Raw genomic sequence first — 12,978 nt, 5'->3', positions numbered from 1 at the left:
GACTTATTTTTTCCAGCCCATCTCGTCTGACACTTCGGGCAGATTCCTGACAACATACGATTTGTTTTGTCCCGACTCAAACATCACGCGGACCAGAACCTCAGCCAAAATTCCTGTAGTAATCATTTGAAAACCCGCGATCATGAGGAAAAAGGAGGTGGTGAGCAGCGGTCGACCGCCAATATCTTCAGAGAAGATAAATTTGAGTCCGCACAGGTAGGTGAATATTGCGCCGCCCAGCGCCAACAGCATGAGGCCGGTTCCACCAAAAAAATGGCCTGGCCTGGCGCGGAATTTCATGAAGAAATAAACAAAGAACAAATCCAACAAGACTCTGAAAGTGCGAGAAATTCCATATTTGGATTCGCCATGAATTCTTGGGTGGTGCTGCACCACCTCTTCGGCAATTCGACGGCTGCTGGTGACAGTGACCAACCAAGCCGGAATGAATCGGTGCATTTCGCCATACAAACGCACTTGTTTGATGACACTGGCACGAAACACTTTCAAACTGCAACCATAGTCATTCAATACAACCCCCGTCATGCGCGCGATGAGTTTATTGGCGATCTTGGACGGGAATTTCCGCAACCAATAGCCATCTTTTCTGTTTTGACGCCAGCCAGCCACCAAGTCTAGGTTTTCGGTTAATAAACGTTTGACCATTCGAGGAATATCGCTTGGATCATTTTGTAAATCACCATCCAGCGTGACGATCACATCTCCGCGCGCCGCATCAATACCGGCTTGCATTGCTGCGGTTTGTTTGAAATTGCGGGCCAGCTCAACCACACGGACATAATCGCCATATTGATTGGCGGTCTGTTTCAATTGCTCAGTCGTACCATCTGAGCTCCCGTCGTCCACCAGAATCAGTTCCCAAGCCTGATCTGCCATCTTCATGGCGTTGACAATGCGCTCAACCAATGGTTCGACGTTGTCTTTTTCGTTATACAACGGCGCCACAATCGAAATGCGCGCAGTCTTATTTGTTTCTTGATTCATTTCAAACACTTACTTTCTTTTGTTTGATCAGGGGTAATGCACACATGCTCACGAATGCCCAAAGCAATGAGCTCGCCAACATCATCAAATGCACTTGCGCGGCTCCTTGCAAAGCATCCATCCATGGCACGCCTTCAGCACGCATGACCATGGCACTGCTGGCCTCAAATGTCCCAATGCCAGCCAAACCTTGGATTGGCAAAAATGCCGCCAATTCAGTACTCAATGTGGAAAGTACACCCATTGAAAAACTCAAATGCAACAAATAACCGTACAAAGCGGCTTGAATACTTATTTTGATGATCCAGTTACTGGCGGTGAGCAACCAACTCAGGCCTGCACGTTGATTACCCCGCGCCAAAGCCTCACGCCAAGCAGCCAACTTTCTTTTCAAAAGCCAGCTCGAATCCTGCCAGGATGCCGTGGATTTTGCCCACTGCTGAAACAACAAGGCGGCAACCACCAAAAGCAAGGACAGCAGCAACCGCAAACTCAAATCTATATTCGGCCAAAAAGCAATGCCGATCATCAAGACAGTGCAAGCGTCTTGAAATCGAAGGTATATCAATGAAGTGACCGAATTCAAAACAGGGATGTCGGCCACTTGGCGCAAAAGCAAAGGAAACACCACCTCACCACTTCGAAAAGGCAGCAGATTCAAGGTCGCGTTGTGCCACATCACCACTTGGATCGCCCTCAACAGGGTCAGCTTCTCGTAGTCACGAAACTCATAGGCGACTCGCCATCCGCGCAACACGTAGGTGCTCAGCAACCCGATGACGACCATCAGCCAAACTGCCGCAGGTAGCGCCAACAAAGGCTCGTAGATGCCCGCCCAGGACATGGCTTGATGCCCAAAAAGCCATCCCAGAAACAACAGGCTCACGGCTATTGCTGCTGAATTCTTAACTATTCTGGGGGACAAAATCATAAGTCATGCTATTATCGCATAAGCTTGTTTTAGCCTAGTCATCGGCACCTCATTTAAGACGCATCGGAATGTCATTTATTCAAAACTACAGCCAGGCGCAATTCTTTAAGCGTGATTGGTTGTTTTTTTTGGCGTCTGTGGTTTTTTTTGCCGCGCTCCCAAATCTTGATTTATATTTTACAAATTTATGGTGGACGCCCGATCAAAAATTTATTTATGAAAATACCCCCTGGGTACAGTTTTCTTATTTGATATTTTCCAAAGCTCATTTTTTTTATTTGGCCATATTAATTCTTCTGATTCTCAAAGAGCTCATTTCTTTTCGCCTCAAGAGCACGCTCACCAAAAACGCACTGTTCATCATCATTGCCTTGTTGCTTGGGCCGGGATTGGTGGTCAACCAGGTCTTCAAACAAAATTGGGGCAGAGCCAGGCCCAACGAAGTTGTTCAATTTGGTGGCGTCAACACATATTCTGCCCCCTTGGAAATCTCAAACCAATGCGAGAGCAACTGCTCCTTTGTGAGCGGCCATGCATCCGGTGGATTTTTCATCTTGACGCTCACCTGGGCTTTGAGGCGTAGGCGCTGGTTTTGGATTGGTCTTATTTCAGGAAGTATTGTTGGATTGGGTCGGATTCTGCAAGGCGGTCACTTTTTGAGCGATATTGTTTTTGCTTTTTGGACTGTTTATTTCAGCAGTCAACTGACCGCGGCGCTTTTTGGAATCAAGGCACCTCGCAACAACAATGACAATACCCAATTATTTAAATCATAACCACAGTTAAATTTTCACCTATAGCCCAAAGATGAAACATATTTTAGTTACCGGTTGCGCTGGATTCATAGGGATGCATGTCGCCAAGAAATTGCTCCAAATGGGCCATTCAGTGATAGGCGTCGATAACTTAAACAATTACTACAACACCGATATTAAAAAAGATCGGTTGAACCAACTGAAACAGAATCATCATTTTGTTTTTTCCGAAACGAATTTAATTGACTCAAAATCAATTCAAGAAAAATTAAAAGTATTTGATATTGAGCACGTCATTCACTTGGCCGCGCAACCAGGCGTTAGATATTCGATTGACCACCCAGAAGCGTGCATTGAAAATAACATTGTTGCATTTGTCAACGTTTTAGAGTTTTGCAGGCAACGTCAAACCAAGCACTTGGTTTATGCGAGTTCGTCGAGCGTGTATGGCATGAACACGCAAACGCCCTACGCGACACAACACAACGTGGATCACCCGGTCAGCTTGTACGCCGCCAGCAAAAAATCCAATGAATTGATGGCCCACTGTTACAGCCATCTGTTCAACTTACCGACGACAGGCTTGCGCTTTTTCACAGTCTATGGTCCTTGGGGAAGGCCCGATATGTCTCCATGGTTGTTCAGCAAAGCCATTTTGAACGGCCAGGCGATTCGCTTATTCAACCATGGCGATATGTCGCGTGACTTCACTTACATCGACGACATTGTCGAAGGAACGGTCAGTGCAATGGCTTGTGTGGCACAACCCTCAGCAGAATTTAACCCGGGCATCCCGCTGTCGGACATCAGTTCTGCGCCTTACCGCATCTACAACATTGGCAATCAAAACCCCGTTCGACTGTTGGACTTTGTGCATACCCTCGAAAATGCTTTAGGGCGCAAAGCCATCTTGAACATGCAACCGATGCAGCCGGGCGATGTGCTCAACACATCGGCCAATATTGACAGCTTGTACGATGCGACCGGCTATCAACCCAAAACCGATTTGGCGACCGGCTTATCTCAATGGGCCCAATGGTTTATCAGTACTGGGCAGCATTACGCGACCTGATGACATCAGACAATTCATTTCTCAATGGATGCTTGATTGACTCTTTGAAAAAGCGCTTCAACAGATTCTTTGCGCTCGCTTGGATTGGAGCCATGTCTTGGCCATGTGAAATCGTACGCACACGTACATTCACAATGCGTACAAATTTGAATGTACAAAACTTAACTCCAGTGGGCCCTATCGTTTTCCCTAGAAAAGGCATCAAGAACTGGGGCTTGTCATGCCCGACGCATGCAAAGTATTGGCCCAATCGGCGCAGGAGGGATCACCCGCCGGATACGCGTTGCTGAGCCACCGCGCAAACGCCCTGCCTACGAAGCATCCACTGAACAGGCTCGGTGGCGGCAATCAGAGAATATTGAGTGGCCTGAACTTGAAGAAAACAAGCCGGCTGTTGGTCGATCTTTTGAAGCACCCACTGAGGCATGACATCAAATGCAGCGGCCATGACCAAACGCATGAAGGGCTTGTCCATGAAGTGGACGGGATAGTTCTCAACCACTTCAAGAATCTCCTTGGCCCGGTCATCAAAACACAGCTCCTGCTGAAACACAGCAAGCTCATTTTGTGTGGATTGCCATGTCATCGGCAGTTCAACGGCACCCAACAAATGTCCTATCTTGGTCATTTCGCGGATGTACCGATCACACTCGGCCTCACTCAAAGGTTGTTTTGACAAGTGCTGGAATGCATTGACAAAGGATGTCACTTCGACAAGGTGAACCCATCGAATCAAGCCGGGTTCGTTGGCAACGTATGGGCGTCCTTGCTGATCGACACCTTTGATGTTTGCGTGAATGGAGTTCACACGACCAATGGCCCCCAATGCCTGCGCTTCACCACCATAAGTTGTTGCTGCGACGAAATATGCCGTTCTGCCTAATCTGTCTTTGAGTTTGTTTCTAAAGTCTGAGTGGTCCCAAACGGCAGCAAGTGCGCGTGGGTGCAAAGCCTGAACAATCAACGAAGAAAGGCCCCCAACCATCATGGCTGTGAAATCAGCATGAACCCGCCATGCGATTGAATCTGGCCCCAACAAACCTTTGTCGCCCTTGGGTGATGCAAATTCATCCAGAGATGACTTAGAGCCTGTGATTGAACGAACGCGCGCGCCAATCACCAGTGCAGCAAAGTCCAAAAAGGACTCACTCAGAGACATGGCTTGCTCGAATCCGCGATTCAATCCGAGCGCTGAGTCTTGTCAGGCTCGACCCCGTGCTCCGACTTGTGCTCCATGTCAGGGGTTGGAAAGCACATTTTCTGGCCATCCCATTTTTGACCACACCAACACACACCCTCATGGTTGATGAGGCAGGTACCCGTTCCGCAGCATCTGGGGTCATCTTGCATACGTAGCTCCGTTCATTCTGAATCAGCAATTGTCACGTCGGCCATTGGCAATCCACCGATCATCAAATTTCATATCTGCGCAGTTGAAAAAAGCGATAGAACTCAACCGTTTTCAGAACGACATGTGCAGTTGAAAGACGGAGTTCGGGGCTTTGGGGATGAACGTCGCGGCAAGTGGCTTGAACTTGAAACGCCCTATTTCTTGACCCAAAGACGCGTGCTCAGATCGGGTGGGGTCAACAAAATCAGACAGAGAAAAGCTGCTCAACATATTTCGAATAACCTGCTCAAGTTCACGCTCGTACGAAGGGTAGGCGTGGCTTTCTTGCCCGATATCCCCCAAGGTCTGCTCAAACACAAAAGCGATATCTGCCACTGAAACCAAGGACACATCGCCAAGGATTTTGTAACCGCCCCCGGGCCCTTTCATCGAGGTCACAATGTTGTGATCCTTGAGGGCCTTGAGAATAATTTCTAGGTAAGAAATTGACAGCCCAAGTCGCGATGAAAGTTCTGACGTGGCGAAATAGCCGGAGTCACGTTGCTCGGCCAGCAAGACGCAGAGTTCAACTGCGTTGATTGTTTTCTTTGAAATCATGGCTTCACCTCTCAATGAGTAGGATTTTGAGGCTTTTATCTACGCAAGTCACAATTTTTTATATTTATTGAGATAATATCAACTCAATACCTACTCAACCTATCTTTATTGATGTCAACCCCAACCCATCACATCTTTCGAATTGGCGCCGTCTCGAAAGCAACTGGTATTCCTGTCTCGACCTTGCGAATTTGGGAGACCCGCTATGGGGCTTTCAGCCCTGTCAAAACCGAAGGCAAGCAGCGTATGTTTGAAGAACTGGATGTGTCTAAAGCCATATTGCTCAAACAACTCTCAAGCGAAGGGCACGCCATCAGCGCCATTGCTGGCCTTGATGTGAATCAGTTACGCAGCTTGAGCAATTTACAAAACAGCACACACCTCAAACCCAGGGCTCAAGATGAGCCTGTGACATTGGCTGTTGTGGGGTTGAGCCTAGCCAACCGAATCGAATCCAAGAAATTTGCATCTGGATTGATGCACAACAGAATCAAAGTGACAGGCGTCTTGGTGGACATGGAGGCCGCAAGCCATGCAAGCTTTGGCGAGGTACCCCACGTACTTCTTGTCAAAGTCAACTCTCTACAAACAAGTGTTCACTCTTGCATTCAAACCCTCATACAGAAGCACCAATTTGCGCAAACCATCGTCATCTATAACTTCGCACCAGAAGCCGTCGTGCAAGCCATGAAATTTTCCGGCTTGATCGTGAGGCGCGAGCCAATCTCAGACCTCGACCTCGCAGAGCTCTTGCAATCTGTGGCGTTTGTAGACAAAAAACGCGCCCAAGAATTTGGCACGAGTGGCGCCGTCATTGCTGGCCGTAAATATTCAGATGACACACTCATGCGCGTTGCCAGCATCTCCACCAACGTGCTGTGTGAGTGCCCACGACATGTTGCCGAATTGATAGCACAACTTGCAAGTTTTGAAGAGTACAGCCAAGAGTGTTTGAATAAAAATTCAGAAGATGCGCATCTGCACGCCTACTTGCGCTCCATTTCGGGTTCTGCCAGATCTTTGTTTGAGAATGCACTTGAAAAAATTGCGCAACACGAAGGCATTGACTTGCTCGAAGGGAAAAAATGAAACAAGCCCTCAACGTGCTTGGAACTCCGTTGGTTCCATGCTCGTACGACCCGTTGACTGGATACTTCAGAGATGGGTGCGTAAGCTCCCCCATCAGGTAGACAATTCAAAACTAGAGATTCCTGTTTTAAATGTCCTCGGCATGAACTCCATGGGAGTTTTATCGCCGAGGGAGTCATGGGGTCTGAACTCGTTGTAATCCATCACCCAAATCTCCGCAGCCTCTTGAGCCTCAGCAATTGAGTTGAATAAATTGGCATCGAGCACTTCATCCCTGAAGCTTCTGTTGAATCGCTCAACAAATGCATTCTGATTGGGCTTGCCAGGCTGAATAAACAGCAGCGCATTCCCTTTTCCTTCGCCCATTCTGTGAACGTCTCGGACGTCATTTCGGGGCCATTGTCCATCCGAATCGCTTCTGGCGGACCATACACCTCAATCAGCTGATTCATGGCCCTCACTAGCCGAGCTGATGGAATAGATGTCCCGCACTCGATACGCAATGCCTCTCGGTTGCCTTCGTCGATCACATTGAGTGTTCGAAATGGCCGACCGTCATAGAGCGTATCGCGCATGAAGTCTAGCGCCCACACTTGATTCAACTGCGTTGAGCCGCCAAGCGGCTGCCTCTCGCGTGTGATGAAGCGTTTTTTAGTTCGCCGTTTCATGTTGAGCTTCATCTCGCAATACACCCTGTACACACGTTTGTGGTTCCAAGGGCGCCCATCTTTGCGCATGCGTGTGAAGCACTTCCAAAACCCCCAGCGGGCACGTACGGCAACTATTTCATTCAATGCATCAACTACTGGCGCATCCTTGGCAGCCCAGTCTGTCTTAGGTTTGTACAACGCCGACCGCGATAAACCCACTAATTTGCAAGCCTTGCTTCGAGAGAGTTGATGGTCCACAACCATCGACTCAATCACAGCACGCTTGGCTGTCGGCGTTAGAACTTTCGGGACAAAACATCTTTGATTGCCGTGTTCTCTAACGCCAGCTCGGCATACATTCGCTTGAGCTTGCTGTTCTCAGCTTCAAGATCCTTGATGCGTTTGAGTTCGCTGGCGGATACACCTGAGTACTTACTCTTCCATTGGTAATAGGTCGCGTTGCTGATACCGTGCTTGCGGCAAACCTCAGCGACGGGTAAACCAGATTCGCCCTCACCCAATATCCCAACAATTTGGCTTTCCGTAAATTTCGACTTCCTCATCTCTCATCTCCAAAGAAATGGAAGTCTCTATTTTCAACTTGTTCACCGTCTAGGGGAGCTTACGTGTTTGCAGTGCGTGCCATGTTTCACTTTCTATTTTTTTAGATTTTAAATAACTAATCCACTAAGTCTCAACGACCTATAGCAGTTGCATTATAAAAATCCCAACCATTTTCAACCCAAAAGTCTTTCTTCATTTCATCACTCAACGGATAATTAGTTACGAATTCACAAATTGAAAAAGGATCACAAATATCTGTAGCCATCATGCGAAAATACTCTTCTTTATTTGTATTTTTATTAGTAATTAAAATTGTTATGTATATAAGCTTATTATTTGAATTGTTTTTTGCTGAGACCACTAATCCAGTACCTCCCCAACCATAATATTTTGAGGTTCCAAACTGAATTTTTCCATTTGTCAAGATATTTGAAGAGACGGTTTTGGAATATGGCTCAATTTTCTTTATGTATTGTTTTGTACAGTTTGCCATTACGAATTGTGGGTTTTGAATTGTTCCACTTTGTCCTCGAACTGTATTTACAGCGCACTCATTTGGTTCCTCAAGATTTGCTGCTTGAGCATTGGAATACATAAACAAACAATAAGTAATTGTTATTGCAGCTCTAAAAATATTTTTGATCTTCATAATTCCTCGATTCTTGTGAGATGAATGTTCCAAAAGTCTACAGATTTTTTCATCAAATCCCTAAAGTCTTTACCTTCATTTTCGCCACCTTTAAACAAGTATTCCATACGATGGTCTTTATCTATCGTAGTAACGCTTGCCCATCCCACATATGTTGTGTACTCCTTTATCGCAGAGTCTCTTGTTGATTTTATAAATCCTTTAAATAAATTATCATGAGCTATATATTTTTTATAGTAGTCATTTGATTTTTTTGCTGCAACTGAGTCATTTTCATTTTCTGATTCAAGAACATGACCAACTGCACGTATCAACACAGTGCACAAAACCACTAGATGTCTGAAGTCCACATCAATAGGTTTGTCATTAAATTTTTCAAGTGCTTCAGTGGCATCACTTAAAACACGTCTAGCTTTAACTGTTTTTACTTTCATTTTATTTTTTATAAATACTACATGCGTATCAATGAAGTCATCAGCCCTCTCAAGAAGTTCATAGCCACTGTCAATGTCAAAGGCTCACAAACAAGAACCATGATTGATGCTGAGTCAGCTAGTCAAGCAAGACTACTTCTTGGCAAGATGTATGGCGAGAAGAACGTTGTGTCTGTGAACCAAATCCACTTAAACGAGCAACGAATTGTTCAACCAACAGCAAGTGAAGTCAAACACGAACCACTTGTTAGATGGCTGACGAACAAAATCACAAGTATGAGTAACAGACCACACTTCACGAAGCAAGACGTTTACACAGCTATTGAACGCTACAAGACGAGACAGAAGCGTGTGAATCATGAACTTGCGATGCAGCAAAAACTGACTCTAGCTCGTAAGAAGTAGATCCAACACAAGCCCCCACATTCAAGCGAGAACAGCTCCAATTTGTTCTGAGAGTACACACGTAGCGTCAATAGTGCTTAGAGCGTCTAAGGGGGCTTCTCTAAAAAAGAGTGACTTAAGCTGCTTGTCCAATGTCTTTGGACGTGCTAATCTTGAAAATTTTGCCTATTATTTAAGCAAAATTTCAGATAAAAAGTGTATCTTTGGGTGTATCTTTTACTGAGCATAAAAGAAAAAAGCCGTTGAAAATCAACGGCTTTTTAGGGTTTGCTGGCGGAAACGGAGTCTGAAACTACAAATGTAGAGTCTTGGATGACTTTGTAACGTGTTGACTGCTATTCCCGTGTCTCAGAGCCTTTCTGCACCGCACATTTCTCGCAAAAACTAGTTTTCGCCTTTGCATACCTATTCCAAGACCCTACGCTAGCTGTGCAGGGCTTGCTACCACGTACTAAGCACCTGCTGGAGTAACGAATGTGGTAACCAATAGGAGAAAAACATGCAAATGACGGACATATCAATCAAGGCGCTGGGGACACCCGGGCGCTATACCGACGACCAAACTAAGGGCTTGCACCTTTGGGTCAAGGATACTGGCCGAAAGTACTGGAATCTAAGGTACACCTGCTCCAGTGGCCGAAAAGGAATTGGGCTGGGCGCATATCCGGAAGTCACCCTGAAACAAGCCCGTATGAGGGCCATAGAGCTGCGCAACCAGATAAACAAAGGCCTTGATCCCATGCAGATCAAAAATGCCCCAGCAGCCCCTACCTTACTTCCGGCAAGCCTAAGTTTTCGGGATTTTGCCTTGGACTACATCGAAACCATGCGCCCCAAGTGGCGCAACCAAAAGCATGGCGACCAGTGGGTGGCTACCGTCTCAAACTACGCATTCCCTGTCATTGGGGCAATGCCACTGGCTGAGATTGACACCCATCACGTACTGGACATACTTTCACCCATTTGGGTTAGCAAGACAGAAACGGCCGTTCGGCTGCGCGGCCGCATTGAGCGCATCCTTAGTGCAGCCATCACCCGCAAGCTGCGCCCAGCAGGCAATCCAGCGCTGTGGAAGGGCCATCTGGAAAACTTGTTGCCGACACCTCGAGCTACCGACAAACACCATGAGGCGCTTCCCTATAGTGACGTCCCAGCCTTCATGGCACGGCTACGCGAAGTCGATGGTATTTCAGCCTTGGCGCTTGAGTTCACCATACTGAACGCCTCGCGAACAGGGGAGGTGTTACTGGCGCGGCGCACTGAGGTTCAAGGCACTGTATGGACTATTCCCGGTCATCGAATGAAAGCAGGTCGGTTGCACCAAGTCCCACTTTGCCAGCGGTCGCTAGATTTGATGCAGATTGCACAAAGTCTGGACCCGAATAGCCAGTATCTGTTTTCCCGTGATGGCAAGCCGCTGTCCAACATGGCGATGTTGATGATGGTGCGTCGATTGCAATCTGGTCTCACGGTGCACGGTTTTCGCAGCAGCTTCAGGGACTGGGTATCAGAGGAGACCGACCACAACCCGGAGGTAGCCGAGATGGCGTTGGCACACACCATAGGGAATAAAGTGGAGCAGGCATACCGTCGAGGTAACCTTCTCGAACGTCGCCGCTGCTTGATGCAAGACTGGCAAACGTTTTGCATTGTCGGCAACAGGGAGGACTTACGCTTGGTAAGCGCTGCTGCATAAAAGGTGAATCGGGCGGCGGCGGATTGCGTAAGGTGATTAGACCGCCTGCCACTAACAATGAAGGGGCAAAGCAAAGGAATTACATGAGGCAACACTCAAACACAAAGAAGACCATTAGAAAAAGTTCAGTCGATAGTCCTAAGGATCAACTCCGTAATGCATGGCTGTCGCTCGGTGAAACACTTCAAAAAATTGTTCAACTTCAAAGGTCCTTTACAGGGTTGTCAGAACAGGAGCAAAGGACAGAAGGTGTTTTGTTGCAAAAACTCCGCATCTACCAAAACGCCATGCCGGAATTAGTGGACGCATTTGAGCGGTTAGGGACACCCATAATAGCTAAGCAGGCTGGTGGGCGTCCAGCCAAGTCAAAGGAATTCAATGTCGCATGGGATATTGCGGTGTCTTACTTCAAAAAGCACGGTAAAGATTTAAGCGCCGAAAACCTTAGTCTGATGACAAGCAAAAAGCTCATAGCGGACGACCCAAATGCCTACAAGCACTGCGTGGGTTGGGAGGCGGAAGTGGAGGATATTTCTCGACCTTTTTCTCAGCGGACAGCTTCGGATTGCTTACTTTGCTTACGCGTTTCGAGGCCATACGAAGAATAGTGCGCAGTAACTAGTTTCTGCCTTTGTAGATTTTCGGCACTGCGGGATTATTGGTACTCCAGCTTACAAACGGAGTCCAAACATGACCAATTCCGACCAACTTCTTCGCATCACCGAAGTAAGCCACTTCACCTCATTAGCAAAGTCCACCATCAACCTATGGGTTGCGCAGGGAAAATTCCCCAAACCCATCGCGCTGTCCCCAACAATCAAGGTTTGGAAAAGCCAGCAAATCTTGGATTGGATTGACATGCTGGGTTTTAAGCCTGACCAAGAAGACCAAACGACCGATGAGTTGGTACGGATGGACTGATCATGCCGCGGCAACCAACATTTCAGAGGTCTGGGCGATATCAGAACGCTCTCACTGATTGGGCTAAGAGCCTAGCCAATTCCGGAGTAGCAGTCACCGTAGTCTTTGGGACTGGACGCGGTGCTGACGTAACTTGCCCTAGTGAGCACAACGCTGAAGAAATGGTGCGTAAGGGCATCAAGCGGTTAAACACAATAGTCTATGGAAACAGTGTGAAGCGCAAGGGCTATTCCATTGGTGCAGTTACTGCCCTTGAAGGGACAGGCCGATATGAGCGTATCCACGCCCACATTGCCTTTGAGCCTCCGCCAGATATGTCGTTTATGCAGTTCAGCAGGCTCGTGGACCGGGCCTTTAAGCGTTCAAAGTGGATTGAGCAGCGTCCACACATCAAAGAGTGCTGGAGCCAAGACTGGATTAACTACACATTGAAGTTGGGGCAGGAGGCGCTCAAACCGTCTTGTTGCTTTAAGGCCAAGCACCCTGTTGCTTAAGCCTCTTCAGACCTTGTGTCGTGGAGGTGCCTTGTAGACGTGGCTGTTGGCCTTGGTAGCTTTACTCTGCCCGCTTCACTTTCAACAACACCGAACTGTGGCTTACGCCAAAGACACAAACACTGACGAGGGGTAATCAAATGAGACGCAAGCAGACCTGCGGAGCCTATGCTCGAAGCACTGGTAACCCATGCCAAGCCAAGGCACTGTCCAACGGTAGATGCAAGAACCACGGGGGCATGAGCACTGGCCCAACCACTGTTGAAGGGAAACTGGCTGTGGCTGCGGCCACCTCCAAAAGGATGGCCGCAGGACAGCGAAAAAGGGCTTTGGAGGGGTTTTAAGCTTGGCTTGAGGGTGGAGGT

The 12,978-nt window shown here is 47.5% G+C and carries 14 protein-coding genes and 2 pseudogenes; 9 read left to right on the top strand and 7 right to left on the bottom strand.

Annotation, left to right across the window (positions count from 1 at the left end):
* Window positions 1-3 precede the first annotated feature (3 nt).
* Together ACKWJN_RS04575 and ACKWJN_RS04570 are read right to left on the bottom strand one after the other, a co-directional pair.
* Window positions 4-1,005: a glycosyltransferase family 2 protein gene (locus tag ACKWJN_RS04575; protein WP_408594941.1), complete on the bottom strand. Its 1,002-nt coding sequence runs from the start codon at window positions 1,003-1,005 to the stop codon at window positions 4-6.
* A 1-nt stretch (window position 1,006) separates the two neighbouring features.
* Window positions 1,007-1,936, bottom strand: a complete 930-nt coding sequence (locus tag ACKWJN_RS04570) for a lysylphosphatidylglycerol synthase domain-containing protein (protein WP_408594940.1) — start codon at window positions 1,934-1,936, stop codon at window positions 1,007-1,009.
* A 68-nt stretch (window positions 1,937-2,004) separates the two neighbouring features.
* Between ACKWJN_RS04570 and ACKWJN_RS04565 the strand changes: the two genes are divergently transcribed.
* Entirely contained in the window at window positions 2,005-2,712 is a 708-nt protein-coding gene (locus tag ACKWJN_RS04565; protein WP_408594939.1) for a phosphatase PAP2 family protein, read from the top strand.
* Between the two features lie 31 nt (window positions 2,713-2,743).
* Window positions 2,744-3,763 carry an NAD-dependent epimerase/dehydratase family protein gene (locus tag ACKWJN_RS04560; protein ID WP_408594938.1) on the top strand — a complete coding sequence of 340 codons (1,020 nt, stop codon included), beginning with the start codon at window positions 2,744-2,746 and terminating at the stop codon, window positions 3,761-3,763.
* A 265-nt stretch (window positions 3,764-4,028) separates the two neighbouring features.
* Here the strand turns inward: ACKWJN_RS04560 and ACKWJN_RS04555 are convergent, their stop codons facing one another.
* Both ACKWJN_RS04555 and ACKWJN_RS04550 read right to left on the bottom strand, forming a co-directional pair.
* Window positions 4,029-4,922: an oxygenase MpaB family protein gene (locus ACKWJN_RS04555; RefSeq protein WP_408594937.1), complete on the bottom strand. Its 894-nt coding sequence runs from the start codon at window positions 4,920-4,922 to the stop codon at window positions 4,029-4,031.
* A 303-nt stretch (window positions 4,923-5,225) separates the two neighbouring features.
* Window positions 5,226-5,711, bottom strand: coding sequence for an RrF2 family transcriptional regulator (locus ACKWJN_RS04550; RefSeq protein WP_408594935.1), 486 nt, complete (start codon window positions 5,709-5,711; stop codon window positions 5,226-5,228).
* Between the two features lie 111 nt (window positions 5,712-5,822).
* Here ACKWJN_RS04550 and ACKWJN_RS04545 point away from each other — a divergent pair, with 111 nt between their 5' ends.
* On the top strand, window positions 5,823-6,800 hold the full coding sequence (locus ACKWJN_RS04545; protein ID WP_408594934.1) for a MerR family transcriptional regulator: 978 nt from the start codon (window positions 5,823-5,825) through the stop codon (window positions 6,798-6,800).
* A pseudogene (locus ACKWJN_RS04540) lies at window positions 6,797-6,889 on the top strand (DUF2237 family protein); the annotation flags it as partial. The gene ACKWJN_RS04545 and the pseudogene ACKWJN_RS04540, both read left to right, overlap by 4 nt.
* Before the next feature lie 4 nt (window positions 6,890-6,893).
* Here ACKWJN_RS04540 and ACKWJN_RS04535 read toward each other — a convergent pair.
* The 3 genes and pseudogenes from ACKWJN_RS04535 to ACKWJN_RS04525 all read right to left on the bottom strand — a co-directional run bounded on the left by ACKWJN_RS04535 (window position 6,894) and on the right by ACKWJN_RS04525 (window position 9,097).
* Window positions 6,894-8,013: pseudogene (locus ACKWJN_RS04535) on the bottom strand (IS3 family transposase).
* A 131-nt stretch (window positions 8,014-8,144) separates the two neighbouring features.
* Window positions 8,145-8,663, bottom strand: a complete 519-nt coding sequence (locus tag ACKWJN_RS04530; protein ID WP_408594933.1) for a hypothetical protein — start codon at window positions 8,661-8,663, stop codon at window positions 8,145-8,147.
* Window positions 8,660-9,097 carry a hypothetical protein gene (locus tag ACKWJN_RS04525; RefSeq protein ID WP_408594932.1) on the bottom strand — a complete coding sequence of 146 codons (438 nt, stop codon included), beginning with the start codon at window positions 9,095-9,097 and terminating at the stop codon, window positions 8,660-8,662. Before ACKWJN_RS04525 ends, ACKWJN_RS04530 begins: the two co-directional genes overlap by 4 nt.
* 21 nt (window positions 9,098-9,118) lie before the next feature.
* Between ACKWJN_RS04525 and ACKWJN_RS04520 the strand changes: the two genes are divergently transcribed.
* The 5 genes from ACKWJN_RS04520 (at window position 9,119) to ACKWJN_RS04500 (ending at window position 12,957) form a co-directional block, all read left to right on the top strand.
* Entirely contained in the window at window positions 9,119-9,502 is a 384-nt protein-coding gene (locus tag ACKWJN_RS04520) for a hypothetical protein (protein ID WP_408594930.1), read from the top strand.
* A 499-nt stretch (window positions 9,503-10,001) separates the two neighbouring features.
* Window positions 10,002-11,198: a tyrosine-type recombinase/integrase gene (locus ACKWJN_RS04515; protein WP_408594929.1), complete on the top strand. Its 1,197-nt coding sequence runs from the start codon at window positions 10,002-10,004 to the stop codon at window positions 11,196-11,198.
* An 83-nt stretch (window positions 11,199-11,281) separates the two neighbouring features.
* Window positions 11,282-11,806: a hypothetical protein gene (locus ACKWJN_RS04510; protein ID WP_408594927.1), complete on the top strand. Its 525-nt coding sequence runs from the start codon at window positions 11,282-11,284 to the stop codon at window positions 11,804-11,806.
* Between the two features lie 82 nt (window positions 11,807-11,888).
* On the top strand, window positions 11,889-12,119 hold the full coding sequence (locus tag ACKWJN_RS04505; protein ID WP_408594926.1) for a helix-turn-helix transcriptional regulator: 231 nt from the start codon (window positions 11,889-11,891) through the stop codon (window positions 12,117-12,119).
* Between the two features lie 634 nt (window positions 12,120-12,753).
* Window positions 12,754-12,957, top strand: coding sequence for an HGGxSTG domain-containing protein (locus tag ACKWJN_RS04500; protein ID WP_408594924.1), 204 nt, complete (start codon window positions 12,754-12,756; stop codon window positions 12,955-12,957).
* Window positions 12,958-12,978: the final 21 nt, after the last annotated feature.

The organism is Limnohabitans sp., from assembly GCF_046052825.1.
Classification (GTDB): Bacteria; Pseudomonadota; Gammaproteobacteria; order Burkholderiales; family Burkholderiaceae_C; genus Limnohabitans.
This window is presented reverse-complemented; position numbering and strand designations above follow the sequence as displayed.

What these genes read in the sequence shown, in the direction of transcription:
- ACKWJN_RS04520 (WP_408594930.1), top strand. Translation starts at nt 9,119, where the DNA reads ATGCGTATCAATGAAGTCATCAGCCCTCTCAAGAAGTTCATAGCCACT.
- ACKWJN_RS04560 (WP_408594938.1), top strand. Translation starts at nt 2,744, where the DNA reads ATGAAACATATTTTAGTTACCGGTTGCGCTGGATTCATAGGGATGCAT.
- ACKWJN_RS04510 (WP_408594927.1), top strand. Translation starts at nt 11,282, where the DNA reads ATGAGGCAACACTCAAACACAAAGAAGACCATTAGAAAAAGTTCAGTC.
- ACKWJN_RS04575 (WP_408594941.1), bottom strand. Translation starts at nt 1,005, where the DNA reads ATGAATCAAGAAACAAATAAGACTGCGCGCATTTCGATTGTGGCGCCG.
- ACKWJN_RS04515 (WP_408594929.1), top strand. Translation starts at nt 10,002, where the DNA reads ATGCAAATGACGGACATATCAATCAAGGCGCTGGGGACACCCGGGCGC.
- ACKWJN_RS04545 (WP_408594934.1), top strand. Translation starts at nt 5,823, where the DNA reads ATGTCAACCCCAACCCATCACATCTTTCGAATTGGCGCCGTCTCGAAA.
- ACKWJN_RS04570 (WP_408594940.1), bottom strand. Translation starts at nt 1,936, where the DNA reads ATGATTTTGTCCCCCAGAATAGTTAAGAATTCAGCAGCAATAGCCGTG.
- ACKWJN_RS04500 (WP_408594924.1), top strand. Translation starts at nt 12,754, where the DNA reads ATGAGACGCAAGCAGACCTGCGGAGCCTATGCTCGAAGCACTGGTAAC.
- ACKWJN_RS04555 (WP_408594937.1), bottom strand. Translation starts at nt 4,922, where the DNA reads ATGTCTCTGAGTGAGTCCTTTTTGGACTTTGCTGCACTGGTGATTGGC.
- ACKWJN_RS04505 (WP_408594926.1), top strand. Translation starts at nt 11,889, where the DNA reads ATGACCAATTCCGACCAACTTCTTCGCATCACCGAAGTAAGCCACTTC.
- ACKWJN_RS04530 (WP_408594933.1), bottom strand. Translation starts at nt 8,663, where the DNA reads ATGAAGATCAAAAATATTTTTAGAGCTGCAATAACAATTACTTATTGT.
- ACKWJN_RS04550 (WP_408594935.1), bottom strand. Translation starts at nt 5,711, where the DNA reads ATGATTTCAAAGAAAACAATCAACGCAGTTGAACTCTGCGTCTTGCTG.
- ACKWJN_RS04525 (WP_408594932.1), bottom strand. Translation starts at nt 9,097, where the DNA reads ATGAAAGTAAAAACAGTTAAAGCTAGACGTGTTTTAAGTGATGCCACT.
- ACKWJN_RS04565 (WP_408594939.1), top strand. Translation starts at nt 2,005, where the DNA reads ATGTCATTTATTCAAAACTACAGCCAGGCGCAATTCTTTAAGCGTGAT.